We start from the raw sequence: 25,982 nt of genomic DNA, 5'->3' as shown, positions 1-25,982 counted from the left end.
CCACCCTTCAGGTCAGGAACTCCTCCGCAAGCGCGGCATTGTGCTCGCCCACCCTTGGGGCGCCGGCAGGCGACTTCAGCACCTCGCCGTCAATGCGGATGGGACAGCGCGTCGTGCGGAATCGTGCGCCATTGGCGCGGGTGACTTCCTGCACCATGTCAGCCGCGCGAAAGCCTTCATGCGCAAACAGCCGTTCCCAGGTGAGCACATCGGCGCACCAGATGTCCGCCGGCTCGAGAATCGCGAGCCAGTGCGCCGTGCCTTGCGCGAACAGGTGCGCCGCAAGCGCGGCCTTGATCGTGTCGCGCTCCGTGAACCAGCTTTTTCGGTCCTCGTACGCCAGCAGGGGCGCGCAGCCCAGGAGCCTGCCGAGCACCGGCACGGATCCCATCGCAATCGCGATGAAGCCGTCCGCCGTGGCGTAGATCCCATAGGGCGCGCCGAGATAGGCGTGGGCATTGTTGACCGAACTGCGCCGCGGCGCGCGCCCGCCATCGTTGAGGTACGTGGTGAGCACCTCGAATTGGAAATCAATGACGGACTCAAGCAGGCTCACCTCCACACGGCCGCCCTCGCCCGTGACTCCCCGGCGCACGAGGCAAGCAAGGATGCCCTGCATGAGATGATTGCCCGCCATCATGTCGGCAACAGCGAGACCCATGGGGACGGGTCCCTGGGTGGCGTCGCCACTGAGCCAGGTGACACCGGAAAGCGACTGTGCAAGCAGATCCTGGCCCGGCTTGTCCACCCACGGACCACTGCTCCCATAGCCCGTCACCGAGCCGTAGATGAGCCGCGGATTCAATTCGCGCATCGCATCCCAGCCGAACCCGAGCTTCTGCATGACGCCCGGGCGGAAGTTCTCGATCATCACATCGGCCCGTGCAATGAGCCGCTTCACGGCGGAGAAATGAACCGGGTTCTTCAGGTCCGCCGCATAGCTCTCCTTGTTGCGGTTGATGGTGTGGAAAAGCGTGCTGTCCCCATCGAGCTCGAGATTCGAAATGAAAAGCTGACGGCACAGGTCCCCCGTGCCGGGCCGCTCAATCTTGACGACGCGCGCCCCCAGATCGGCGAGCTTCAGCGAGGCCATGGGGCCGGCAAGAAACTGCGAAAAATCGAGGACAAGGATTCCTTCCAGAGGACGCATGAACGATCGATAGACGCCCGCAGTCCGGACGTAAAGTGCCCGCTGTGGCCAGCCGGGAAGCCCGGGCCCCCGGGTTTCTCAACCCAGACTCGCCATCTGGCGGCTGAGCGACTTCTCCAGGCTGCCGCAGACCAGGTCGCACAGCTTGGGGATCGTCGGATCGGTTATCCGATAGAACACCTGCAGCCCCTCCTTCCGCCGGCCCAGCACGCCGGCGGTGGTCAGCGTCTGCAGGTGGCGCGACACGTTCGCCTGGGTGCCGCCCGTGGCCGCCGCCAGCTCGGAGACATTTCTTTCGCCGTCGAAGAGGGACTGGATGATGCGCAGCCGCATCGGCTCCGCCAGCACCGCAAAACGACGGGCGACAAGTTCAAGGGCCTCGTCGGAGAAAAGGGAGTGCCTGCTCATTTCCCAGACCATATCAGGTCTTGACTATAACTCAAGTATTTGATTGTTTGCTCATACATAACTTCATGAAAACCGAATCCTTCATCCGCGTTCTTGCCGGTTCAGTTGTCCTGGTGGGATGCGCCCTCACCGTCTTCGTGGACTTCCGCTGGCTCCTCCTCCCCACCTTCGTGGGCTTCAATCTGATCCAGTCGGCCTTCACCGGTTTCTGTCCACCGCTGCTGATCCTGAAGAAACTGGGATGGATCGATCCGACCACGAGCTGCATCCGCCGTCCCCGCGCCTGAAGACCAACATGCGCACCCGGGCATTCCCTTCCCTGCTCGCAGTCCTGGCACTTGCGGCCTGCCACAAGTCGCCGCCGGCGCATGACGCGCGGGACCAGGCTGCCATTGCGGTGAAAACCACGCGCGCCGCCGCCGAAGTCATCCCCGCTTTCGTCGAGGTTCCCGCTGTGGTGCGCCCCGCCCTGCGCGCGGACATTTCCTCCCAGATTACGGGCGCCATCGTTGAAATCGCTCTGCTGGGGCAAAAGGCGTCCGCCGGTGATCCACTCGTGCGCCTCTCGTCGCCCGACGCGGACGCCCGGCTCGGCCTCGCCCGCGCCCAGTTCGCCGAGGCGGAGCGCGCCGTCGCGCGTGAAACCGACCTGGTGGAGCGCCGCGTCAGCCCTCCCGAAGCGCTGCGCGCAGCCACCGATGCACTCCGCATCGCCCGGGCGGGCGTCACCGCGGCTGAGGCACTCGTCGCCCACACCCGGATCGCCGCACCATTCGCAGGCCGGGTCACAACGCAGTTCAAACTCTCCGGCGACCTTGCCACACCGGGCGCATCGCTGCTTGTCATGGAATCCACGCAGGACCTCCGCGCGGAAGGCTCTCTTCCCGAGGAGTTCTCGGCCTCTTTCGCTGTCGGAACGGAGCTCGGCGTCCAGCTCGATCGCAAGGCACCGCCGGTGACCGGGCGCATAGAGGAGATCGCCTCGGCTGACCCGCTGACCCACACACGCTTCGCAAAACTGTCCTTCTCGACACCCGAGGCTTTCTCCGGTCAGTTTGCGCGGCTGCTCATTCCAAGCGCATCAGACACGGCCATCGTCGTCCCTGCCAGTGCCGTCACCTCCTTCGGCCAGATGGAACGCATTTTCGTTGTCGTTGGACAACACGCCGTCCTCCGCCTCGTCAAGGTCGGCAGGACAATCGGCGAACGGGTCGAAATTCTCTCCGGCCTCTCGGCGGGCGAAAGCGTCATCCTCAATCCGCCTGCGGCACTTCGCGACGGCTCACCCGTCACAACCGAGCCATGAGCCTGCCCGCTCCGCCAGCGCGCGACACTCTTGCCGGCCGCCTGGCCACTGCATTCACCGCATCGCGGCTGACGCCGCTTGCGATCGTGGCCTCGCTGCTGCTGGGCACCTTCGCCGTGATCATGCTCCCGCGCGAGGAGGAACCGCAGATCAAGGTGCCCATGATCGATGTGCTTGTGGCCATGCCGGGTGTTACGGCGCATGAGATTGAGAACCGCGTCACCCGACCGCTGGAGAAGTTTCTCTGGGAGATTCCCGGCGTCGAGTACCTCTACTCGACGTCGCGCCCCGGACAGGCGATGGTCATTGTCCGCTTCAAGGTCGGCTCCGACCTCGAGACCGCCTTGGTCCGGCTCCACAAGCAGCTCGACGCGCACGCCGACCAAATCCCGCCGGGAGCCTCACCGCCCCTGGTCAAACCGCGCACGATAGATGACGTGCCTGTCGCCGCACTCACCCTTCACAGCGCAACCCAGGATCATCATGCCTTGAGGCGTCTGGCCGCGCAGCTTGACGACGCCATCAAGGCCCTGCCGGAGATTGCCGAAACCACAATCATCGGCGGACTTCGCAGTCAGTTGCGTGTCCAGGTCGATCCCGCGAGGCTGGCGTCGCGGGGGCTCACGCTGGATGACGTCTCACACTCCCTGCGCGCGGCGAACGCCAGGACCCAGGCGGGCTCGCTGTCCACCGCCAACCGCGAGATCCTCGTGGACGTCGGCGGCTACCTGCGCGACGCCTCGGACGCCGCCGCTGTCGTCCTCGGCACGGCTGGCGGCAAACCCATTTTTCTGCGTGACGTCGCAAACGTCATCGAATCCCCCGCCGAACCGGCCGACTATGTTCTCTTCGGCAGCCCCACCGCTCCGGAGGAGGCCGCCGTCACGCTGGCCATCGCCAAGCGCCCGGGAGCAAACGCCATTCGCATCGTGCGGGAGATCGAGGGAGCCGTGCACCGCCTCCAGGGATCGCTTCTGCCGCCGGATGTCACCGTCACCGTCACGCGCAACTACGGCGCCACCGCGGCGGAAAAATCCAACGAACTCCTCTTCCACATGGGCATCGCCGTGTTTGGCGTCGCCATCCTCATTCGCGCCTTCCTCGGGTGGCGCGAATCGCTCATCGTCCTGCTGGCCATCCCGGTCACTCTGGGCCTGACGCTGCTGGTGTTCTTCCTCTATGGATACACGCTGAATCGGATTACGCTTTTCGCGCTCATATTCTCGATCGGCATCCTCGTGGACGACGCGATTGTTGTTGTTGAGAACATCGTCCGGCATCAGCGACTGCCATCCTCCGCAGGCCGGCCGCTCACGGAAATCGCCATCGAGGCGGTTCGCGAGGTCGGCAATCCCACGGTCCTCGCAACGTGGGCCGTCATTGCCGCCGTCCTGCCAATGGCCTTTGTCGGCGGACTGATGGGCCCGTACATGCGGCCCATTCCAATCGGCGCCAGCGCCGCCATGGTGTTCTCGCTCATCGTGGCCTTCACCGTCACTCCCTGGGCGGCGGTCCGGGTGCTGCGCCGGCGGTTCTCGAAGGCCGGAGCCTCCGCCGCGGCAGCCTCCGACGACGACCATGCGCCGGATGACTTCTTCACGCGCATCTACCACAAGGTGATGGATCCGATCATTGCGCAGGCGCGCTGGCGCTGGGCGTTTCTCGCGCTCATCGCCACACTCCTTCTGGCAGCAGCCGCCCTCGTGCCCCTTGGCATCGTGAAGGTCAAGATGCTCCCGTTCGACAACAAGTCCGAGTTCCAGGTCATCCTCGACATGCCCGAAGGCTCCACCCTCGAGGAAACCACCCGTGTGGCGAGGGAGATGGCGGCCGCCGTTCGCGTCGAACCCGAGGTCAGCGACTACCAGGTCTACGCAGGCACAGCGTCACCGTTCAACTTCAACGGTCTCGTGCGACACTACTTCCAGCGACGCGGCCCAAATGTCGCCGACATCCAGGTCAATCTCCTTCCCAAGGGCGAACGATCCGACCAGAGCCACGACATCGCCATGCGCGTCCGCCCCCGTCTTGCCGGGATCGCCGCGAAACACGGCGCCGCCGTCGCAATCGCCGAAGTGCCCCCCGGCCCCCCGGTGCTTCAGACCCTGGTCGCCGAGGTGTACGGTCCCGGCGAGGAATCCCGACTGGCCCTCGCGAGGGAAATCAAGGGGATCTTCCAGAAGACCGACGGCGTCGTCGATGTCGACTGGTACGTCGAGGAGCAGCAGCCCACCGCCTTCTTCCGGATCGACCGACTCAAGGCCGCCCAGCTCAATGTCACGCCCGAATCCATCACGCGCACCCTGCGCACCGCCACGAGCGGCGCGGCGGTGGATCTGCTGCACCGCCCGCTCGAGCGCGAGGACATTGAACTGCGTGTCGAGCTCCCGCGCTTCCGGCGCGGCCGTGCGGAGGATCTGCTCTCGCTCCAGGTTGTTCCCGACAACCAGGCGACCCTGCCCCTGGAACAGCGCACAAGCATCCCGCTCAGCGAACTGGTTTCCATCGAGCACACCGTCGGAGAGCGTTATCTCTACCGAAAGAACCTTCGTCCCGTCGTGTACGTGACGGGTGATGTCGCCGGAGCGATCGCCAGTCCCGCCTATGCGCTTTTTGAAATGAACCGCGCCATCGGCAGGCTCGATGGCCGGAACTTTGGCGGTACAAAGTCCTCCATCGAGCTCTATCACCTGCATCAGCCCGATTCCGAGCTGGAGCCCGTCATCAAATGGGACGGTGAATGGCACGTGACACTGGAGGTTTTCCGCGATCTGGGGCTGGCCTTCGCCGCCGTGTGCATCCTCATCTACATGCTCATGGTCGGCTGGTTCAAGAGCTACATGACACCCTTCGTCATCATGATCGTCATCCCGCTCTCGCTCATTGGCATTCTCCCGGCCCATGCCGTGACCGGTGCGTTTTTCACCGCCACCTCGATGATCGGATTCATGGCCGGAGCGGGCATCATCGTGCGAAATTCCATAATCCTCGTCGACTTCATCGAACTCCGGCGATCCCACGGCCTGCCCCTCGCCGAGGCGGTGGTCGAGGCCGGCGCGATCCGCTTCCGCCCCATGCTGCTCACCGCCCTCGCCGTCGTCGTTGGCGCAAGCGTGATCCTGGCTGATCCCATCTTCCAGGGTCTCGCACTTTCCCTGATCGCCGGCGAAATCGCATCCCTCCTCATCAGCCGATTCGCTGTTCCCACGCTCTACTTCATGATGGAGTCGCGCCGCACGGGACGCCCGCGCCAGCCGGCTTGAATCCGGATCGCATCCGCGCAATCCGTGGGCACAAACGCTTCGTTTTCCACGGCTCAGGTCATGGTCTTCTTCTGCTGCTTTTCAACGAGCGCGAGGAGGAGATCCCCCTTGGCGAGGTTGCCCATCAGCCTGCGATCCTCGCTCACGACCGGCAGGCGCTCCGCCTCAACCCCGAGAAACTTTCCCAGCGCAACCGAAAATGACATGTCCGGCGTGAGCACCGGAAGATCCTCCCGCAGAATGTCGCGGGCGATCACGATCTCCGCCAGCGCCGGATCCTGAAGGAAGGTCTTGATGTCGTGGAGCGAGACAGATCCGACATAGCGCTTCTCGGCATTGACGACATAGAGGTTGTTTCTCCGCAGCGAAAGAAACGTGCGCGCGATCTCGGCAAAGTCCGCGGACTCGGCGATCGAGGGCGGATCCGGCTTCATGAGGTCGCCAACCAACTCCGAATCGAGCTTCCCGTCGATCAACTGCTCGGCCGCCTTGCGCTTGAGGGAGACATTGTAGAGCGAGATGCCCTCGATGCTGCGCGCGGTGAAGTAGGCGATCACGCTGCACAGCATCAAGGGCAGAATGATGTCATAACTCAGCGTCATCTCGAAGATCATGATGATCGCCATCAGCGGTGCGTGCGTCACCGCCGACAAAAACGCGCCCATGCCGACCATCGCGAACGCCCGAGGATCCACCGGAAAGCGTGGAAAGTAGGCCAGCAGCGCGGATGCCACCAGGAATCCAAGGCAGGCACCCATGAACAGCGATGGCGTGAACACACCGCCGGGGGCGCCTGACCCGAATGAAGACGCGGTGGCAGCCCACTTGCACGCGAAGATGAGCAGCAGCCAGATCCACGGAAACTCCGCATTGAGGATGCTGACAATGACGCTGTAACCGTTGCCACACACCTCGGGCACATAGACGGCAAGCCCGCCAACCAGCAGGCCGCCGGCCGCAAGGCGCGCCGCAAGCGGAATCCGCATGCCAAGAAACACCTTCTCCGCAGCCTTCAGCGAACGCAGGAACCACGGCGCCAGGGTGCCCGCCATCAATCCAAGCACGACATAGAGGCCCATCTCCCAGACCGAATTCATCTCGAACTCCGGCACGTGATAGAGCCGCTCCGCGTGCATCAGGCCGCGCATGGTCAGTGTCGCCGCGACCGCGGACACAACCAGGGGGCCCAGGCATTCCATCGCAATCGTGCCGAGGATGATCTCCGCGACGAAAAACGACCCCGCAATCGGCGCGTGATAGGCCGACGCAATTCCCGCGGCGGCACCGCAGGCGACCAGCAGCCGCTGCTGCGGCGGACTGAAACGTCGCCAGCGCCCGATTGTCGACGCCATCAGCGCGGCGAGATGCACAAGAGGACCCTCCCGCCCGATCGAGCCACCCGAGCCGATCGAAAAGAGCGCGGCCGCACTCTTCACCAGGCTGGCCCGCATCGGCAGCCGCCCCGAGCCGATCACGATCGCCTCCATGTAGTCGGTCGAACTTTTCCCCGGCGCAATGCGACGCCCGAGTCTCAGCACAATCCCGCCGAGCAGGCCGCCAAGCGCTGGAATCGCCAGCACCCACCACCAGGGCAGTTGTCGCATCGATTCGACGACTCCCGCATTGGAGCCCGTGAACAGCTTGTGCACGCCCTCCGTCAGCAGGGTGAAAAGAATCGCCGCGAGCGCCCCCAGGAACCCGGCCACCGCAGCCCAAATCAATGTGATCTGCCATTCGCTCGGCTGAAGCTTCTCCTGGATCCAGACCCGCCACTTCAGCAGTTGAAGCAGCCTCTTGTGGCTGACGGCATACAGCCGCCCGAGGACCGGCATGACATGCGTGGAGCCGAGATTCAGCGGCTCGGCGAGCATCCGTTTGGCGCGATTCAGGAAGGGCGGTGTCGGTTGTTCGTCGCTCACTCGGTATCCAGTCCGTCCCTACACCTGCGTCTCATGTGGAGGCGATAATGCGGGCGCTCCCCCAAAGATCACGCTCCGAATGACCCTGGAAGCGGGAAATGCCACGGTCCGCCGGCCAGTCACACCACCTGCGCCCGCGAGGAGGCGCCGCCGAAAAGTTCGCGCACGACGCTCCAGGCCTTCAGCAGGCCGGCGTCCTTCACGCCTCCTTCAACACCATATGACCGGGCGACTTCGTCCTCATGCCCCCTGTACCGCGGGGGAAGGACAAGCAGTGTTCCATCGCCATCCTGAACGCTCGATATGAAAAGCCCCTTGCCGACATGCGGCTGGGTGGCGGGAACCTCCACCGAACGCTCCGCCAGGACGAGCCAGGGACGGTAGACAAAGCGCCAGCGGCCATTCTGCGGTTCATTGATCCAGCGCCCATACGTGCGGGTCGGGACGCCGCGGGCGCAGAGCCGGTTGCTCGAGAAAACCTTGTTTCCATCCGGCTTCAGCTTGTAGCGATGCTTCCGCAGGGTGAGAAAATCCCAGCAGAACACCGAGCCAAAAACCGTCAGTCGGAACGCCCAGCCCGCGATCAGCCAGGACACGATGATCACCGCTATCGAGAGCGTGGCGCTCACCCAGGGATCGAGCGTCGTGCTCAGGGTTATGAGCCCCAGGAGCGAGGTCCGCGCCGCCTTGAGGGCCATGTCGATCGCGCCCCAGGGACTCAGCAGAATCAGCGCGTTGATCGCATGGGATGCCATCCACACCACGCAGAAAACCGCGATCCCGAACGGAACGGTCAGCAGGTTCAGCGCCCATGAAAAATCGATCGTGCCCAGACCGATCATCGCAAACCCCGTGGGCATCACGAAGGCGCCCTGCGGAGCGCCCGACAGGAGCATCTTCGAAACGGCATCGATCGTGAATGGCACCACGGCGCCCGCCGCGACCAGGCCGGAACACTTGTTCTCAATCGTTTCCAGCACATCAAGCGGCTTCTTGAAACCGGGCGGCAGAACGGTGCCCAGGGTGTCCTTGAATGCACACGCGCCCGCGATCAAAAGCGCCGGTATCCAGAATCCGGCCTTCGCAAACCAGGGAAGCGAATCGCGCTGGGATTCGTCAGTCGTCACCCACCGATAGGCGCCGTAGGCGCCCGTTCCAAGCAGGGGAGAAATGGCAATGCCCGTCACAGTTGCGAGCGCGGCGCTGATGGCTGCGGACGGAGAGTTGTCCCTGGCGGGTGGCGCCTGTTTGGTCGCCGCCAGCAACGGCATGGCCAGGACAGCCATCAATCCAAGCACGAGGCAGATCGGGGCGATTCGTTTGAGCATATGCGTCGACACCCAGCAAAGCCGAGCACGCCAAAAAGGTAAAGCCTTGGCATCGGGCTCATGCCACTCCCGATTCTACGGGTGTGCGCCCGCTTCGCAGTCGTAACGCAAACCAACGGCCGCGCGCCACTGATCCAGGACGGCCATCGTGCCCAGTGTATCATCCGTTGTCACCTCAGGCACATCTTGAAGACCTGCCGCCACCGCGGTCGCAAAAGCATCCGCCTCCATGCCGTAAAGGTATTCCACCGTGTTCACAACAATCTCCTCCGGCTTCGGTTCACCCCGCTTTTGCAGTAGGATGAGCGAGTTGCCGCCTTCACGATTGGGAATCCACGGGACCGGCACTTCGAGCCAGCCGTCGCTCCCGTAAATCCACGCCGCATTGTCCTGCTGCAATCCGACGCCACATGAAACCTGGGCGAGAATGTCGCCCGGGAAAGTCATCAAGGCCGCCGCATGGGCGTCGACGCCGCCCCGCGGGTGCATGACCGCCGCAGCGGAAAAACTGACCGGCTCGGCAAAGGGCAGCCCGCTCGCGGCACCGGCGATCAATCGCGCAAAGGAAGCCGGATAGCCGCCGACATCCAGAATGCCGCCGCCACCGAGCGCCCTGGACCAGGTTCGCGACACCGGCTGGAACTCGGTGTGAAAACTGAACGCCGCGCGGATCGAACACACGCGGCCGATCGCACCGCTCTTCACGAGCTCAACAATGCGCCTGGTCTGCGGGTGACACCGGTACATGTAGGCCTCCATCAGCATCACACCCGCCTGGCGACACGCCTCGACCGCGGTCACCGCCTCGACCCGGTTCATGCCCAGCGGTTTCTCGCAAAGGACATGTTTGCCCGCCTTCGCCGCCCGGATGACCCACTCCACATGAAAGGGATGCGGCGTCGCAATATAGACGGCATCCACCGAGGAATCCTCGAGAAGCGCTTCATAGGAACCGTGTGAAGCCGGAATCCCATGCTTCACTGCAAACGCCTCCGCCTTCTCGGAGCCCCGGCTCGCCACAGCAGCCAACCGCCCCAGCCGCGATCGATTCACCCCGCGGGCAAAAGTACCGGCAATTCGCCCGGTGGAAAGAATGCCCCACGCAAGTTTCGAGATCATGCACGGCCATCCTGCGCCCGGACTCGCATGGCAGGCGAGCCTGCAATACGCCCGGTCGCTACGGAACGATTTACGTGCATAAAGGCGTCACGTGCATGACGCCATGCAGCCCTCAATTTCCGGCGGTCCTGCAAACGCCACGGCATCCGCTGCGATAAACGCGCCGGCCGTCCCCATAAGCGGTTGCTGCCGCTGGCAGACCGCGCAGGCAAGGTGGCTGAGGCCGCCTGCCAATTCGAACTCATGGCCGATGATATCACGCACCTCCGATTCCGACACGTCGGCCCGTATGAGCCAGGACTTCGCGTTCTGGCGAAGCCTGCGAAACCTCCGATTGAATTTCTTGTGAACTTCCCAAGCGTTTACTGGAGTCGTTCAATCGCATGCGGGATCGCCGGTCAAAGGCGCCCTATTCGACTTCGCTCCGGTCATCGACCAGTTCCTGAAGTCCCACCAGTTCGGCGACATTTTTGCGCGCAACAACCTCGACTGGAAAAGCCGCGAGCCAGCCACAGTCGCCGCGCTGGCCGCCTGCAAGCGGCGCTTCAGGCCACGCTGAAATAAGCGCGCCCCGCAGCCCATGAACCACCCTCTTGCGTCATCTGCAACATGGTGACGTCAAGGAACGGCACAATCGCCGGTCCGCGTGAAAAATTCCGGCGCTGTTTCGCCACGTACGTCCCCAGGTCACGACAGAGCGTGCCCCTCCATCATCCCCTGCACCTTCCCTCATCGTCAACTGCTTCGAACGTCCCCGGTAAATGAGCGCTTCATTTCTGTCTGCCTCGTTCATGCCTTCCAAAGTCAGGCACAACCATTCCTGAGTGAGCATGATCTGCCAACCTGCTGGTTTTCAGACTTCTCGATTCTCTCCAACAAGGTCACAACAACATTCAGATCACAACAAGGCCGCGCAGCGGGGGCTGCGCGGCCTTGTACTCAACTTGAAAGTTGTGACGCGGGCTGGCGCGTCATGTTTCAGCGGTTCCTACGGCACCTCGTAGACTTCCACGATAGCCACACCGGTCGTGTCCCCGGCTCCGGAGACCTGGGCGGTGTAGCTGCCCGGAGGCAGCGTCAGCAGGATGGCCGCATCCTTGCTGCCTTCCGGAAGCGCGAACGCACCGGAACGGGCGGACGCCTCGGCAACCAGCGACGCCGCATTGCCAGTCTCCCAGTTGTCGTTCTCACGGACAACCGTGGAGCCCTGTACGATTCGGAGCACGGGATCCGCGAGCGTTCCCGTCACACCGAATGACGCCAGCGTCGGACCGACCGCGCGGACCAGCACCTTCTTGGGCGAGTTGCCGTTGATCACAAATCCCGCAATCAGGAGGCGATCGCCGGTGCCGACTTCACCACGGCTGGAAAGATTGACCACCTTCTGCGCTGTGAACGGATCGCTCGCATCCACATCGTAGACCTCAACCATCGCCACTCCGGTATCGCCGCCAACACCCGTGACAACCGCCGTGTAAAGGCCCGGATTCAGCGTCATCAGCAGCGTGGCATCCTGGCTTTCGCCACCGAGGGCGAACGCTCCCACCTGGCCCGCGGCTGCGGCGACACTCGCCGAACCGCCCCAGTTGTCGTTCGTCTCGACCAGACTCGATCCGCTGTAGAGCTGAAGCGCGGGATTGGAAAGCGCGCCGCTGACACCATACTGGGACAGGGACGGACCGATCGCGCGGATCAGCACCTGCTTGGGTGAAGTACCGACCACATGGAATCCGGCAATGAGGCTCTTGTCGCCCGCTCCGACCGCACCGCGCGCCGAAAGATTGCGCAGCACGCCGTCGCTGAAGTTGGCCCCCGTGGAGGCCGCCGCAGTCACGGAACCCGGAGTCGGTCCACCGGTCACGGTGGCCGTGAGGAAACGCGAGGTCGGATTGATCGTGCCCGCGATCCGCCCGCCGGAGGAAAGCGAGAAGGAGAAGGCGCCATTCGAGCTGACAAAGCCCGTTCCCGCGTCCTCGGATCCGCCATCCTTCAGGTAGACAGCGATCGTTCCATTGGAACCCACGATGCCGGCAAACGCGCTTCCCTGGCGGCCGGTGATGCTTCCGGAATAGAGCCCGGTGGGAACCGAACCCGCGGCGCCACCCAGGGCGGCCGGAGCTATGAACATCGCCCGGCCACCATCGAAGGAGCCCGATGCACCGGTGTCGGAGAAGTTGCCGCTGACCGAAGCGCCCGACGAAAACCCATTCCCGGCATCCACTGAGAGCGCGCCGTAGTAGTAGATCTTTGGCGCGCCCAGCGTCGAATGCGCGATGGCGACCGCCGATTGCGCGCCGGTCTTGATCAGCGTGATCCTGCCGCTTTCCTTGCCGGCAAAATACGTGCCCGAATACACGGAGTTGCTCGTCGCGGTGGACGTCTGGGACAGCGCAAGCACTGATACCGTCGACGACATCGTCGTCTGATTGCTGGAATCCGTCGCGAGCGCGGTGAATCGATAGACGCCTTCAGACGTCGGCGTGAATGTCATCGTGTACGGTGACGAAGCGTCCGTGCCGACAGGTATGCCGTTCGCAAAGAACTGCACGCTTGATATCGTGCCGTCGGCGTCGGTGGCACTGGCTGTGAGCGTCAGCCCGCTGCCAACGTTCACCGTTCCACCGCTCACGGGGCTCGTTATCGCAACCGTCGGCGCGGCTCCTTGAACAACCGTGATCGTCGACTTGCCCGAGACCGTCGTGCGGTCTCCCGACCTGAGCACCGCATGCACCACGTAGCTGCCAGGCTGCGTCAGTCCGACTGCATACGAGTAGGGAGCCTTGGAAACGGTCTGGAAGATCTGGCCGTTGACATAGAAATCGACCTGGGGCTCCGGCGTTCCGCCGGCATTGTGGGAGGCCGAGAAGACGATCTGGCTTCCGGTTCCATAGGTGCCTCCATTGCCGGGGCTCGTCAGGGCCACCTGCAGCGCCGCCGTGTTCACCGCCGGGATCGTATCGATCGCAATCGGATTCGCATAGGTGACATTTCCAGAATTGTCGGTGACGACCGCCGTGAGAATCGCGTCCTGCAGCGTGTCCAGCGTCGTGGTCGTGTAGAACGGCTCCGTCGAAACGGCGTCGACGAGGCGCCCGTTGAGATAGAAGCGCACATTGGCGATCGTCCCGCCTTCATCCACGGCTATGGCGCCCAGGATCAGCTTGGAATTGTAGCTCACCTTGACGGGTGAGAGAGATGGCATGGCCGAGGCGGCCGCCTTTGAATCCTGCGAGGGATTGTTGAAATAGAGCGCCGCCAGCGGCAGGTTGCCCACGGCGGGCTGCACCGTCACCGTTGCGCTGCCTGCCGTCACACGGTTTCCACCATCGTCGGTCGCAGCGGCACTGACCTTGAAGGTACCGGGCCTGCTGGGGACCCAAGCCACAGCATATGGGAAGGCGTTGGAACTTCCCACAACCTCACCATCAACAATCAGGTCGACGGAGACAATGCTGCCGTCGGAGTCGGCGGCCTGCGCCGCGACCACAACCGGTGAGCCTACCGTCGCAAGGCTGTCATTGCGCGGCGAGATGAGCGACACAGTCGGTTGACCGCTGCTGTTGGCGACGACGGTAACCGTTACCTCGGACGTGGCGACATTGCCTTTGTCGTCGAGGGCCTTTGCCTGGATCGCATAGTTGCCCAAGCTGGTTGGCGTCCACTCTATCGAATAGGGAAAGGACGTGTCCGCACCGAGGCTCCGGCCATTCGCGAAGAACTGAACCGCCTGCACGTTGCCGTCAACGTCACCGGCGCGTGCAGTCAGGACGTAGGTCTGGTTGACCTGCACCTTCGAATTGTCCACGGGGCTCGTCACGAGGACCGTCGGCGGACTGCCGATGTTGGACCCCGTGCCGGAGCCGGAGCCGGTCACGCGGATGCTGACGACCGAGGACAGCCGGGTGATGCCGAAATTATCCGTCGCAAGCGCGGTGACCTCCACGATCTTGCCCTCACTCGTGACCAGCGGAGTCCAGGTCACATTGTACGGAGGCGTGGTGTCGTCGCCAATGAGCACATCGTCCGCAAAGAACTGCACCGACATGACGGAACCGTCGCTGTCGCTGGCGTTGGCAGCAACCGTGACGGGCGCGCCCGCGGGCAGCGTGGCACCGTCGGAGGGCTGCGTGATCGTCACCGTCGGTGGAGCGGACACGATGACCACGCTGGGATTCGAAGCGACGACATTGTTCTTGTCGTCGAAAGCCAGCGAAACGATGCGGTACGTCCCGATCGTCTGCGGCTGCCAGTTGAAGCTGTAGGGGAACTGCTGGTCCGTGTTGACCAGCACGCCGTCGATGTAGGTCTCGATCTTGGTGATGACACCATCGCTGTCGCTCGCGATCACGTTGATAGGGATCGAGGCGTTGGAGCTGACGGAGTAGTCGGGGATGCGCAGGGCCGAGCCGTGGGTCGGGCTCGCAATCTCAACCACGGGCAGGCTGCCGATGGCGGGGATCGTCGTGATCATGACGGCATCCGGCGTCTCGACTGTCACCTCGTTGTTGTCCGTCGCGACCGCCGTGATGAAATGCGCGCCGGGAACGGACGGGGGTGTGTAGATGATCGAATACGGGGCGGTGGTGTCCACGCCCTGGCTGACGCCATCGACGAAGAATTCGATCTGGCGGACAAATCCCTGGGGAGTGGTCGCGTCGCCCTTGATGACAACGGAGGAGCCCGCGGGCACCAGGGTGGGATTCTGCGGACTCGTTATCACCGCTCCGGTCGCGAAAAAGCGGACCGGCAGCGATGTGACAAGCGGGGATGTGCCGTCACTGGCGGTGACGGTGAAGAAGTATGCTCCCGGCGCCGGCGGCGTCCATGAGATCATCCCGGGAACCGACGGATTGTTCTTGTTGTTGATGGATGTCCCGACAGGCGTGCCGTTGATGTAGAACGTGTACGTGTAGCCGGCCGCGGGAAACGTGCCCTTGGCAAGCGCGCTGATCGTGACAAATTCCCCGGAGGGACCAAACGCCTCGTTGGGATTCGGAAAGTTCTCCGAAGGATGCGTGATCTTCGCCTTTGCGGCGGCACCCGCGCCACCGCCACCGAGGAAGGTGACCGTCGGTTCGCTCGAGTAGCCGGAACCGGGATTGGTGACATTGACCCGGACAACGCCGCCGCCCGTGATCACCGCCTCGGCGGTGGCACCCGTGCCGCCGCCGCCCGTGATCTGGACGACCGGTGCGACGCCATAGGCGGTGCCGCCCGACGTCACTTCGATGGACTGGATTTCGCCCGGCCCGGTCGACACCTCGACATTGATGATGCGCACGGCGACGACTGGCTGCTGCTGGGCGTGCGTCAGGGAGACGACCCACGCTGCGAGCAGTCCGAGGAGGGCTCTTTTTGGAAATTTCATGGACTCACCTTCAAAGGCTGAGGTTGGAGTGAAGCTCGGATGAAAACACCCGGCTTAGTTGTTCCTGACCGACTGATCAGCGGAGGAGCTGCGGTGGAAGAAGGACTTCTTCGCGACCGGTTCCGGCTCGGGCAGGGGCGCGAACGGATCGGACGGATCGCGGTAGCCGGGAAGGTCCTCTTTCTTGATGTTCATGCGGCGGATGTTGCGCGAATCGAAGACCTCGGTGATGGGGGCGCCATCCGCGGCGACGGTTTTTGCCGTGATGAAGATGACGAGGTTGGTCATCGACTGGTCGCGATTCTTGGATTTGAAGGCGCGGCCGATGATCGGGATGCTCCCCAGAAGCGGAACCTTGGAGGACGCATCCTCGGAGCGGGAGGTCAGGAGCCCGCCAAGGCCCATCGTGTATCCATCCTTCAATGACACCTGGGTCTTGGCCTTGCGCGTGGCAATGATCGGAATCTGGGCTCCACCCGCGCCGCCGAACGAGGTCTCGCCGTTGCGCTGGCTGACCTCAGGCTCGAGCGTGAGCTTGATGAAACCCTGGCTGTTCACCTGCGGGGTGACCTTGAGAAGAATGCCAATCGGGCGGTACTGGAAGCCCGAGACCTCGAACGTGCCGCGCTCCTGGTTGTAGGTGTAGTTCGGAATCGGGAACTCCTCGCCCACATTGATGGAGGACTCCGTGTTGTTGAGGGTCACGACAGTGGGATTGGAAACGACCTTGATGTCGGACAGCGTCTGCAGCGCACTCAGGACAACCTGGAGCTGATCGGCGCTGAACAGAGCCGTGGCCAGGCGCGAGGTGTTGCCGCCGCTAACCAGCCCCTGAAGCGCGGTGAAGGCGTCGCTCGTGCCGTTTTTGCCATCATTGCTCAGGCTCAGGCTGGAGCCCGTCGTGGACGTGCCGGTGACGGCACCGTTGACCGATGCGACTGAGTTCGAACTGCTGGAGCCCGCGGACGACGAGTTGTTCGTGATACCCGTTGTCGACGATGAGTTGTCGCTCGAGTTGTTGTATCCACCCGTGCGCTGGCGGGAGAAGTTCTGGCTGAAGGGACCCGCGCTGATGTTGTAGTTCGCAAGGGAGCTCCACTTGACGCCGAGATTCTTGACGTCGCGGTCGGAGACCTCGACGAACTTGGACTCAATCACCACCTGTTCGGTGGGACGGTCGAGGCGCTCTATGATGGAGCGCACGCGGCTCAGGCGGGTCGGCCTCTCGGAGATGACGAGCGCATTGCTGCGCGAATCCACGATCACTCGGCCGCCGGCGGCGGCTTCAACCAGGGGCTCGACGGATTTCTTGATGTCCTCGGCCTTGGCGTAGTTGAGAATGAACACATCCGTCGTGACGGGCTCCAGATTCAGGGACTCCGATGTGACGATCTTGATGATGTTTCCGTCCTCAACGAAGGTGTAGCCAACCGGCGACAGCACCACCTGGAAGATCTGGCGCCAGGTGACATCGCGCAGCTTGACGGAGGTCTTTCCCTGGAGCGTCTCCGGAATGACAAGATTCAGCTCGAACAGGTCGGCGACATTGCGCAGGACGGAGCGAATCTCCTCATCCGGGAAGTCGACGGACAGCGTGTCCTTGGTCTTGGTCGCGGGAGGCGCGGTCTCCACCGGTGCAAGTGTCACGGCGGGCGCTGCGGCTGGATCCGCCGGTGCAGGCGCGGCAGCGGCGGCAGGCGCATCGGGATTGGGAGCGGACGGGCTTTCCACCGCCGCTGGCGTTTGCGAACGGAGGAGCGGCATGGCTGCATTGGAAAGCAGCGCGAGGAGCAGCAGGCGGGTTCTCATGGATTTGATCCTGATTTGATTGGACGAGTAAATTCTTCGCCGTTGAGGCGGAGACTGAAGCTGTTGCGATCAATCGCGGTCACCGTGACGGCGATCGGTTTCTCCTCGTAAGAGGCCGAAATGGTTTCCCCGACACGAATCTTGTGGGAGCCGACGAGAAGGATCGCTTCACCGCCAAGGCTCATTGTGCCGGTGGGTTTGATCTGTGCGGCGATCGCAATGAGCAGATCGCGATCGGAGGCCACGCGCGGGCCTGCCACCGGTCTGGCGCGTCTTGCGGCTTCGGCGGCAAGTCGCAGTTCCTCCGGATCAGGGGCGTTGAAGCTGGCCGGGTTGAAGGGATCCACCGTCGTCGCCGGCAGGTTGGCAACCTCCGTCTGACGGGTGAGCCTCTGCGCCTTCTCCAGCATGGCCGCGCGTGCGGCCGTTGGATTGATGTCCGCCTTGATGCCCCGCGCCGGCGCGGCCGCAAGCGAACCACCCGCAATGCCTGTCGCGAGCAAAATCAAGGGAAGTCCTGCCGTGAGCCTGCTCATGGCTGGCCGAGAAGTTCGAGGTTCATGGTCAGTGTCAGCGGACTCACGGTGCTGGCCGGATCACCCGCGCCGCGGGTGATCGTCGCATTCAGAATCCGGCAGAAATGGACGCCATTCTCCAGGCGCCGCAGCAGGGTCACTAGCTGCAGGTAGCTGCCCTCGACGGTCATCGTATAGGGCACGGAAAGATACGCATTGCCCGGCTTGACCGACGTCGGCGACGCCTGCTGGCGAAGCTCGATGAACTTCGTCGCCGTCTCGGCCTCCATGCGATAGAAATACTGCAGGTTCTTCGCGAGCTCCGACGCCTTGACGAGGCGGCCGGCAACGAGGGCGTTGACCTTTGCCATCGCGTCCCTCTGTTCGACGAGCTGGTTGGAGTTGGTGAGGTTGGCCGTGAGCCTTTCGCCCTTCGCCGTCTTCTCCTCAAGATCCGTGACCGTGGCCGGCATCGCATCCCGGCGATAAATGATCCCCGCGATGAGCAGCGCGCTCAGCAGCGCGCAGCCGACGCTCAGCGGATGCTTTTTCAGAAAGCCGGGTGATGTCTTGTCCTTGCTCATTTTCTTGCCGGGGCGGACGCGCCCTTGAACTTCATGAACAACTCGAACGAAAGCCGGTCCCCCTGCGAATCGCGGCCCAGCGCGGACTGGGAGACGTTGTCAAACACCGTGCTGAAGGCGGGCTCCTTCTTGAGCTTCTGCACGTAGGCGGCCACCTCGCCACTGGCGCGGTCACCCGCACCACGGACGACTCCGCGCAGATTCACTCCGTCCAGCCGATAGATGACATTGAGCAGCGCGATGCGGGGCGGCAGTGTGCGGCCGAGGTCGAGCAGCAGCGAGGAAAGGACGACCGGACTGCTGACAAATGCCTCCAGTTCGGCGGCGTTTTTCTCCTCAGCCTGGAACTTCTTGTACTCGGCAACCGCGACGGCGCTTGGCTTCTGATCGCGATCGATGCGCGCCTCCCACTCGCCCACCTGGCGCTTGAGCACATGCAGCGCGTACTCCTGGTACGCAAAAACGAGGAGCAGCGAGATGGCGATGACCACCGCCACGCCGTTCACAAAGAACGAGGTGCGCACGGCCTTCGTGTCCGGCAACCGCTCGAAATTGCGGAAGTTCGGATGCCAGGAAGGCACGAGAGGCATCTGCCCCTTCTCAGTCTTTCTTTTCAGAAGCGAGGGCATGGTACTGTACCATCAGGCTGAATACGCCGAGCCAGCGGGAATCGGCGGCCAGGGAGTTGGGGGAATCCGCAAGCGTGATGCTGCGGGCGTGAAGCCAGGGAACCACATCGAGGCGGAGCGACCTCACCGCAAGCTGGGTCGCAATCACGTCGGCGATCCAATTGAGCTTGAGCGGAAGCTGGGTGCACACCACCTGTCCCACGGTCAGACCCGTCTGGACCTCGTAGAAGCCGATCGAGGACTGCAGTTCCGTGAGCAGACGCCGGATGAGCTGCGCGCCCATGCCGGTGAAATCAAACGTGTTCGAATAAAAGAGCCGCTTGGCGGATTCCTCGTCCTTCAGGCCGAGTTCCTTCTGAACGACGGGAATCATCGAGGACAGACCGATCGGAATCGGGCGCGAGGAGTCCACTCCGCCCGCCGAAATGATGAAGGAATGCGTCGTGTCGTAGCCGAGTTCGAGCACCAGCGTCGGAACCTTCGACTGCGTGTAGCTCAGGTAATCGACGAGCGCACCAATGACCGCCAGTGAACCGATTTCCACCCGCTCCGGATAAATGCCCTTGGCGAGCACGGTGTCCTGAAAGGTAATGACCTCCTCCTGGGGCACGCCGCAAAAGAGGACATCCTTCTGGGTGGCCTTGGCCATGTCGTACTCCGCCCCGTCACTGGCGTTGAGAACAGCCGCAATGAACTTGTCAGGCTCGACCTTGAACTGCGTCTGAAGCACTTCATCCAGATAGCCCGTTTCCTTGACGCGCTTAACCTCAAGGGTGGCGCGACGCAGCAAACGCTGGTCGGAATGCATGCCCACGGTGGCATGGACAAATCCGGTCTGGCTCCGTTTTGGCTGAAGCTGCTTCAGCGTTTCGGCAAGCGCGGTGGCCTCGCCGGACGGAACTTCTCGCAACTCCTCGACTACGAATGGCGGAATCGGGCCGCTGGTGCGGGCAACGAATGTTCCATGATCGTTCCAGTCGATGAAGAAGCCTTTGGGTTTGGTGGAAAATAGCATGACGGTCGCTACGCGCCCCTATACGGCACGGGGTCCTGCGAAGCTTAAGGTCGTTTGGTCTGGCCGGAGTCGCATGGTGAGTGGACGCGTTGATTCGATTCCACGACGAATCGGCGCACCACCCCGTCGGGCAAACCATTTTGAGGTTCAGCCCCTGCGTAATACCCGCATTTACCAGAACTTAACCGGCTTTGCTAAAACTGTGCAAACGATCCGGGATCAGCTCCTGGAGGCTTCTGTCAAAAAAAAGAAAAACCCGCTGCGATCATGCAGCGGGTCGAAAATCGGCGAGGCCACCCGGACCTCAAATAATCGCGCAGCCGGCGCTCACTTCTGCCACGTGCGCTTCTTGTGGCGATTCGATTTCAAGCGCTTCCGGCGCTTGTGCTTGTTCATCTTGAGACGACGCTTCTTCTTCAGATTGCCCATGGTGAGAGTGTTGAAAGGTAAGGAAGTGCCTGTCCCCGCCCATGGTGTAAAGCCTCAATTTCCAACCCTGCAGGCCCCGCATCGCAATGTCAGCACCTGAAGGTGCGGGGCCCTCCTCTACCCCAGCCCACGACAGCCCTCAGACAATCAAGGCCTAACAAACTAAGCAACCCCATTGGCATGGCGCGATGCAGCAAGCGCGCTCACCACCAAGAACGCCCAAAGCCACATTGCGAAAGTCCGCGACAATACCAGGTGCGCCAAGATCAACCACAAACATTAGGGGCTGACCCCTTCAGGATCGGGGCCGTCGGCGGTCGCCCCCGGCCCTATCGTCCCTCGGGCGGCTGTCCGAGTTTTCCAATGACATTGGGCAGGTAGGAATCGTATCGTTCGTTTGGATACGGGATGTCGGCGCTCAGGCGGGAGGCCCAGGCGCGAAGGTCTCCGGCGCGGACGCCAAGGTCGTTGATTGCATTGAGCGCCTCCAAGGCGACAAAGAACCCGTTCACGTCCGGCGGCGCGAGTTCGCGCAGCGTCTCCAGCGCGGATTTCACCTCCTCCGCAGTGCCATAACGCGCCAGCGCCCGCGCCGCGGAAATGCGCACATGGGGCGATGAGTCAGCCAGCGCCACTGACAGCGGACCGGCCGCCGCCTTCACCATCGCCGGCCCCTGGATGAGACATCCCAGCGCCGCCCAGCTGCGCACCGCGGAAGCCGGGTCGTACAGGCGCTTGATGAGTTCACTGCGTTCATTCGGCGACGCGCGCGACGCAAGGTCCGCTGTCTCGATGACTCGCTCCAGTTCCGGAACCGGCTCGTGCGCGACAAGTCGGGCGCGCATCTCCCCCTCCGGCAGCATCGCGATGTCACGGACCTCAAGCTGATGCGCACGCAGCGCCTGGCGAAAACGCGCCAGCTCCTCCGCGTGGGCCGGCGATCCGGCAAGGTTGCGCACTTCATCCCTGTCCGTCGTCAGATCGAAAAGCTCCTCCGCGGGACGCGGTGTCCGCCAGAACGCGCTCTGCGCCTCGTTGGTGCGGCCTTCATCAAACCACTGCCTCCAGATGCGCGTGGTCGGGGTTTCAAACTGATAGGCGATGTGCTGTCCGTCGGAGAGGAAGGGATAGTAGTTCCGAATGTAGACATAACGTCCGTCGGTCACACTGCGGGCGACATCCAGGCATTCGTCCATGCGGTCTCGTCCGCCAAAAAGATACTTGGGGCCCGGTGCGATGTACCGGCCCGCAAAGGCGCTTCCCTGCATCCACGCGGGCGGCTTTACACCGGCAAGACTCAGCATGGTGGGGGCAAGGTCGACGAAGCTCACCAGACGGTCGGAAACCGCCCCCGGCGCATAGTCCGACGGCGCGAGGCTGCGCCACTTCTCTGGGATGTAAACCACCAGGGGAACACGCAGTCCGGAGTCGCCCGGCCAGCGCTTGTAGCGGGGCATGCCACTGCCGTGATCTCCGAAATAGATCACAATCGTGTCATCCTCCAGCCCCGCCGCCGCGAGCTCGCGCAGGTGCGCTCCGGCATCGGCGTCGGCCGCGCTCACGATGTCGTAATAGCGCGCCCAGTCCTTCCGAACCTCGGGCGTGTCCGGATGAAAGGCCGGCACGCGCACCTTCGCCGGATCGGTGATGATGCCGCCAGGCAGGCTGGCCTGCTTCGAACGTATCTGGCTCTCATGGCTCTTCAACGAATTGAACACCGAGAAAAAGGGATGCCCCGCCGGACAATTGCGCCAGTGGGCATCCTTCGATGAAACATCCCAGGTGCCCGAGGTCTTCGGAACATTGTAGTCCTCCTTGGAATTGTTCACGCAATAGTAGCCCGCCTCCCGCAGGTACTCCGGGAAAAGGCGGACACCAGGCTGAAGCGGCACCATCGATCGCATGTTTATGCCTCCGGAACTTTCGCCGAAGAGCCCGGTGATGATGGCCGTGCGCGCCGGCGCACAGACCGGATGATTCGACCAGGCAAAGCGGAAATGCATGCCTTTGGCCGCGAGCGCGTCGACATTTGGCGTGCGCGCAAGCTTGTCTCCATAGCAGCCCATCTCCTGTCCATGATCCTCGCTCGTGAGCCAGAGGATGTTTGGGCGGTCCGGCGCACCCATTGCGACCGTGGCCATTGTGAGCGATGCAAGCAGCAGGGAGGCGATGCGCATAACCATGAGAAGTCGGGAATCAATCATTGTTCCCCAATTCCGAAAGGCCGACGGGGGAGAGTGCAAGAGGCTAGTGTGCGACCCCTTGAACTGCAATCCACGAAATCGCGTGGGTTGAATCCCGCACCACTTTGCCGGTAGGATGGTCATGATGCCCGCGTCACCGACTACCGCCGGACTCCTCCGCCGCGGACTGGCCTCCGTCGCTTTCCTGCTGGCCGCAATAGCGGCATCGGCCCGCGTCGAAGTCATTCCCACCCACGGACGCAATATCTACCGGCTCACGATCGCGCATACCAACGCGGGATCGAATTCGGATCTGATCGTCGGCTCAACCTACGACAATCGGATCTGCGCCTTTTCCATCGACGGCCGGCACCTCTGGGATGCGCCCGTTGGTGGCTTCGTGTTCGATCTCGCATCAGGAGACCTCGATGGCGACGGCAGCGATGAGATTGTCGCCGCCAGCGCCGACGGCGGCGTCACCGTGCTCGACCTTGCGGGCAGGAAGCGCTGGACCGCCGACCTGCACGCACCGGTCTATCAAGTGGCCATCGCCCGGCTCGATGGAAAAACCCCTGTCGTTCTCGCGGGTGGAATTTCGCGCGAAGTCACCGCCTTTTCATCCGATGGCACGAAACTCGCCGCCGCAGGCGTCGACGGATTTATCCGCGTGATGCGGGCCGGTGATTTCGACGGTGATGGGGCGGACGAGATTGCGGCCCTCGTGATCCGCGGCAACAAGCAGGATGTGCAGTGCTTCAAAGGTCCGCAGCTCGGGCCGATGGCTGCGGGCCTGTCTCTCGGCACCCACGTCGGCGATCCGCTCCTGAGTCTGCGCTCGGCCAATGGCATCGCCGCCGATCTCAACCAAGATGGTCTTGCGGAGTTCATTTTCACCCCGGCCCTCTGCCGTCTTGAAAACGGAGCCTGGAAATCCACCGCGCTGCCCGACCGGTTTCCGCAGTCGAGCTACTCCACACACTACACCATGCGTCTTTTCGCCCAAGGGGACGTTCACTCCTCCCCGGGAAAGGAGCTCATTCTCATCGAGGGATCAACTTTGCGGCTGCTCGACAGCGCTGCGCGGGAAATCGGCGGCGCGACGGCCCCGATCGGTTTCACGGCGGCAGCCGTCCTGCCCGGCGCGCCCTTTGGCAGCGTCATTCTGGGATCCAGTCCGAATGGCGATGACAGCCTCTACCGTCTGACCTTCGAACGCGGATGGGAGAAGTCGCTCGAATTGCTCGGCCGCCAGAACGAGATGAAGCAAATCGGCGTCACGCTGAAAAACCTCGGCGGAATCGCGCGCGAGTGGAAGGGTCCGCCGCTGCCGGGAGCTGACGGTCCGTTCGATGTGATCGTCAATCACACGATCTGGAACGGCTGGAATCCGCGGAAGTTCGACAACTGGATCGCCGAGGTCCGTGCCTACCAGAAGCGATTCCCCTATCCGCGCGTGCGCTTCGCGACCGCCTTCTGGCCGGGAGAGAACGCCCCGCTTCTGCGTCCCGATGGCAAACCCTGGAGCCGCGATCGAAGGCTCGCCCATGATCTGACGCGCGCGCAGATCGTCGCCGCGGCAAAGACCCTCGAGGACGCCGGATGCCCGTTCTGGGTGCAGGTCGGTCACGCCTGTTCCCCGCACCTCGAGGTGGCGACAGTCGCCGCGATGCTCGATGCCGCGCCGGAAATGTTGATGGGCTTCATCAGCGCCGAGGACTCCCAGCCCGACCAGGTGCCCTACTACATGGAGCACTTCATCCGTCCGATCCTCGAACTCTGCCTCCGCCACGGAAAACGATTCATCCCGCGCAACAAGGGCGTCTGGTGGGCGGAATGGCCCGCCAATCCCCGCGTGCGCGACATGATCTTCAACGGCCGCTACCGCTCCGTCATCGTGCCCGCCGTCGAGGACAGCAACTCGCGCAGCCCCGACGTCAATCTCGCCGCGCGCGTCGGCCTCTGGCTGGACGGCCAGGTCGACAACTGGGCCAGCCGCTGCAGCGCCGACTGGTACAGCTTCAGTCGTGCCTGGGAGTGGGAATACCCCATGAGCGGTCACCCGTCGCTCCGCTACTTCGTCAGCCAGGCGCTCATGGGGGCGAAGGTCTTCATGTTCCTGAATGGAGAACGCGATCGGAGAAGCACCGACTGGACGATCACGGGCATCGAGGGAGCGGGGATCTTTCTCGACCTGCTCGGTCGCGGTGCGATCACGCCTCCGCGCCGGGACCAGGTGCGCGCCATCTCGCCCGTCGCGCTGGTGATGAACGTCCCGTCAAAACGTTTCGTCACGCACGGCGGCAACTATCACCAGATGCAGGACTGGGGTGTCGACGCCACGGACTCACAGCCATGGGCCTTCGACCGCCTCGATGCCTACTGGGGCATGGCACCGCTGCCCCCCACGGATGTTTCAACCTACCTCTGGGGACGCACACGCCGCGACGCCACCCACCTTCCCATCACCGCCCCACACGGTTTCGTCGCACTCATTCCTGGCGGAAAAACCGATCCGCATGCTCCGTGGAAATCGATTTGGAGCACTGACGGCGATGCGCTCGAGAAGGACGGTCACGCCCGTTCGTTGGACGAGGCCCGCAGCGAAATCTCCGCAGAACTGGCTGCAGGCGCGGCTCAGCTCCCGTTTCTCGTCGAGGGCCGCGTCCTCCATCAGGACATTGAGCTCTCACCTGGCCGCCACCTCATCTCGCTCATTGATCCCGGCTGGATCGATCCGTCAGACCGGAACGTGCGCATCTCAGCCCATTTGCCGGGCACCTGGATTGCCACCGATCGGCTGACGGGAAAGAATCTCGGCCCTCTCGACCGGATCGGTCCCATAAACGTGCCTGCGGGCGCATTTCGGCTGATCGAGGTGGCCAGGTCGGACAGCCTCGCCCCCGGCTCTTGAAGGCAGTGCCTCAAGCGCCAGTCGACCTCTCGAAAAAGAACCCCGT

Annotated in this window: 17 protein-coding genes; 4 read left to right on the top strand and 13 right to left on the bottom strand. The window is 63.1% G+C overall.

All coding sequences use genetic code 11. The annotated features are described in order from the left end of the window. Positions 1–7 precede the first annotated feature (7 nt). Positions 8–1,150, bottom strand: a complete 1,143-nt coding sequence (locus tag HS122_08565) for a CoA transferase (GenBank protein ID MBE7538450.1) — start codon at positions 1,148–1,150, stop codon at positions 8–10. Positions 1,151–1,228: 78 nt separating this feature from the next. Then, on the bottom strand, positions 1,229–1,558 hold the full coding sequence (locus HS122_08560; GenBank protein ID MBE7538449.1) for a winged helix-turn-helix transcriptional regulator: 330 nt from the start codon (positions 1,556–1,558) through the stop codon (positions 1,229–1,231). Positions 1,559–1,623: 65 nt separating this feature from the next. Between HS122_08560 and HS122_08555 the strand changes: the two genes are divergently transcribed. From HS122_08555 to HS122_08545, 3 genes are read left to right on the top strand one after another with little or no spacing between them, the layout of a single operon-like run. Next, complete coding sequence (locus tag HS122_08555; protein ID MBE7538448.1) at positions 1,624–1,845, top strand: DUF2892 domain-containing protein; 222 nt, start codon at positions 1,624–1,626, stop codon at positions 1,843–1,845. Further along, the gene (locus HS122_08550; GenBank protein ID MBE7538447.1) at positions 1,800–2,864 is read left to right on the top strand and encodes an efflux RND transporter periplasmic adaptor subunit; all 1,065 of its coding nucleotides are present in this window, start codon (positions 1,800–1,802) and stop codon (positions 2,862–2,864) included. Before HS122_08555 ends, HS122_08550 begins: the two co-directional genes overlap by 46 nt. Then, positions 2,861–6,127, top strand: a complete 3,267-nt coding sequence (locus tag HS122_08545) for an efflux RND transporter permease subunit (protein MBE7538446.1) — start codon at positions 2,861–2,863, stop codon at positions 6,125–6,127. Before HS122_08550 ends, HS122_08545 begins: the two co-directional genes overlap by 4 nt. 53 nt (positions 6,128–6,180) lie before the next feature. Here the strand turns inward: HS122_08545 and HS122_08540 are convergent, their stop codons facing one another. The 11 genes from HS122_08540 to HS122_08490 form a co-directional block, all read right to left on the bottom strand. Beyond that, the gene (locus HS122_08540; protein ID MBE7538445.1) at positions 6,181–8,046 is read right to left on the bottom strand and encodes a ClcB-like voltage-gated chloride channel protein; all 1,866 of its coding nucleotides are present in this window, start codon (positions 8,044–8,046) and stop codon (positions 6,181–6,183) included. 119 nt (positions 8,047–8,165) lie between these two features. Then, entirely contained in the window at positions 8,166–9,374 is a 1,209-nt protein-coding gene (locus HS122_08535; protein ID MBE7538444.1) for a hypothetical protein, read from the bottom strand. A gap of 75 nt (positions 9,375–9,449) precedes the next feature. Continuing rightward, positions 9,450–10,493: a Gfo/Idh/MocA family oxidoreductase gene (locus HS122_08530; GenBank protein MBE7538443.1), complete on the bottom strand. Its 1,044-nt coding sequence runs from the start codon at positions 10,491–10,493 to the stop codon at positions 9,450–9,452. Positions 10,494–11,481: 988 nt separating this feature from the next. After that, entirely contained in the window at positions 11,482–15,861 is a 4,380-nt protein-coding gene (locus HS122_08525) for an Ig-like domain-containing protein (protein MBE7538442.1), read from the bottom strand. Between the two features lie 54 nt (positions 15,862–15,915). Beyond that, complete coding sequence (locus tag HS122_08520; GenBank protein MBE7538441.1) at positions 15,916–17,670, bottom strand: hypothetical protein; 1,755 nt, start codon at positions 17,668–17,670, stop codon at positions 15,916–15,918. Then, positions 17,667–18,206: a hypothetical protein gene (locus HS122_08515; GenBank protein MBE7538440.1), complete on the bottom strand. Its 540-nt coding sequence runs from the start codon at positions 18,204–18,206 to the stop codon at positions 17,667–17,669. Before HS122_08515 ends, HS122_08520 begins: the two co-directional genes overlap by 4 nt. Then, a complete protein-coding gene (locus tag HS122_08510; protein MBE7538439.1) occupies positions 18,203–18,769 on the bottom strand; it encodes a hypothetical protein in 567 nt (188 codons plus the stop codon). Before HS122_08510 ends, HS122_08515 begins: the two co-directional genes overlap by 4 nt. Next, entirely contained in the window at positions 18,766–19,398 is a 633-nt protein-coding gene (locus HS122_08505) for a hypothetical protein (GenBank protein MBE7538438.1), read from the bottom strand. The genes HS122_08510 and HS122_08505 overlap by 4 nt, the downstream gene beginning before the upstream one ends. Further along, the gene (locus tag HS122_08500) at positions 19,370–20,413 is read right to left on the bottom strand and encodes a hypothetical protein (protein ID MBE7538437.1); all 1,044 of its coding nucleotides are present in this window, start codon (positions 20,411–20,413) and stop codon (positions 19,370–19,372) included. The genes HS122_08505 and HS122_08500 overlap by 29 nt, the downstream gene beginning before the upstream one ends. A gap of 327 nt (positions 20,414–20,740) precedes the next feature. Then, a complete protein-coding gene (locus HS122_08495; GenBank protein ID MBE7538436.1) occupies positions 20,741–20,842 on the bottom strand; it encodes an AURKAIP1/COX24 domain-containing protein in 102 nt (33 codons plus the stop codon). 329 nt (positions 20,843–21,171) lie between these two features. Further along, entirely contained in the window at positions 21,172–23,046 is a 1,875-nt protein-coding gene (locus tag HS122_08490; protein ID MBE7538435.1) for a sulfatase-like hydrolase/transferase, read from the bottom strand. Between the two features lie 121 nt (positions 23,047–23,167). Here HS122_08490 and HS122_08485 point away from each other — a divergent pair, with 121 nt between their 5' ends. After that, complete coding sequence (locus HS122_08485) at positions 23,168–25,936, top strand: hypothetical protein (protein ID MBE7538434.1); 2,769 nt, start codon at positions 23,168–23,170, stop codon at positions 25,934–25,936. Positions 25,937–25,982 lie beyond the last annotated feature (46 nt).

Source organism: Opitutaceae bacterium (assembly GCA_015075305.1).
In the GTDB taxonomy this organism is placed as follows: domain Bacteria; phylum Verrucomicrobiota; class Verrucomicrobiia; order Opitutales; family Opitutaceae; genus UBA6669.
The sequence above is the reverse complement of the archived record's forward strand: the minus strand, read 5'-3'. Positions and strand labels throughout refer to the sequence as shown.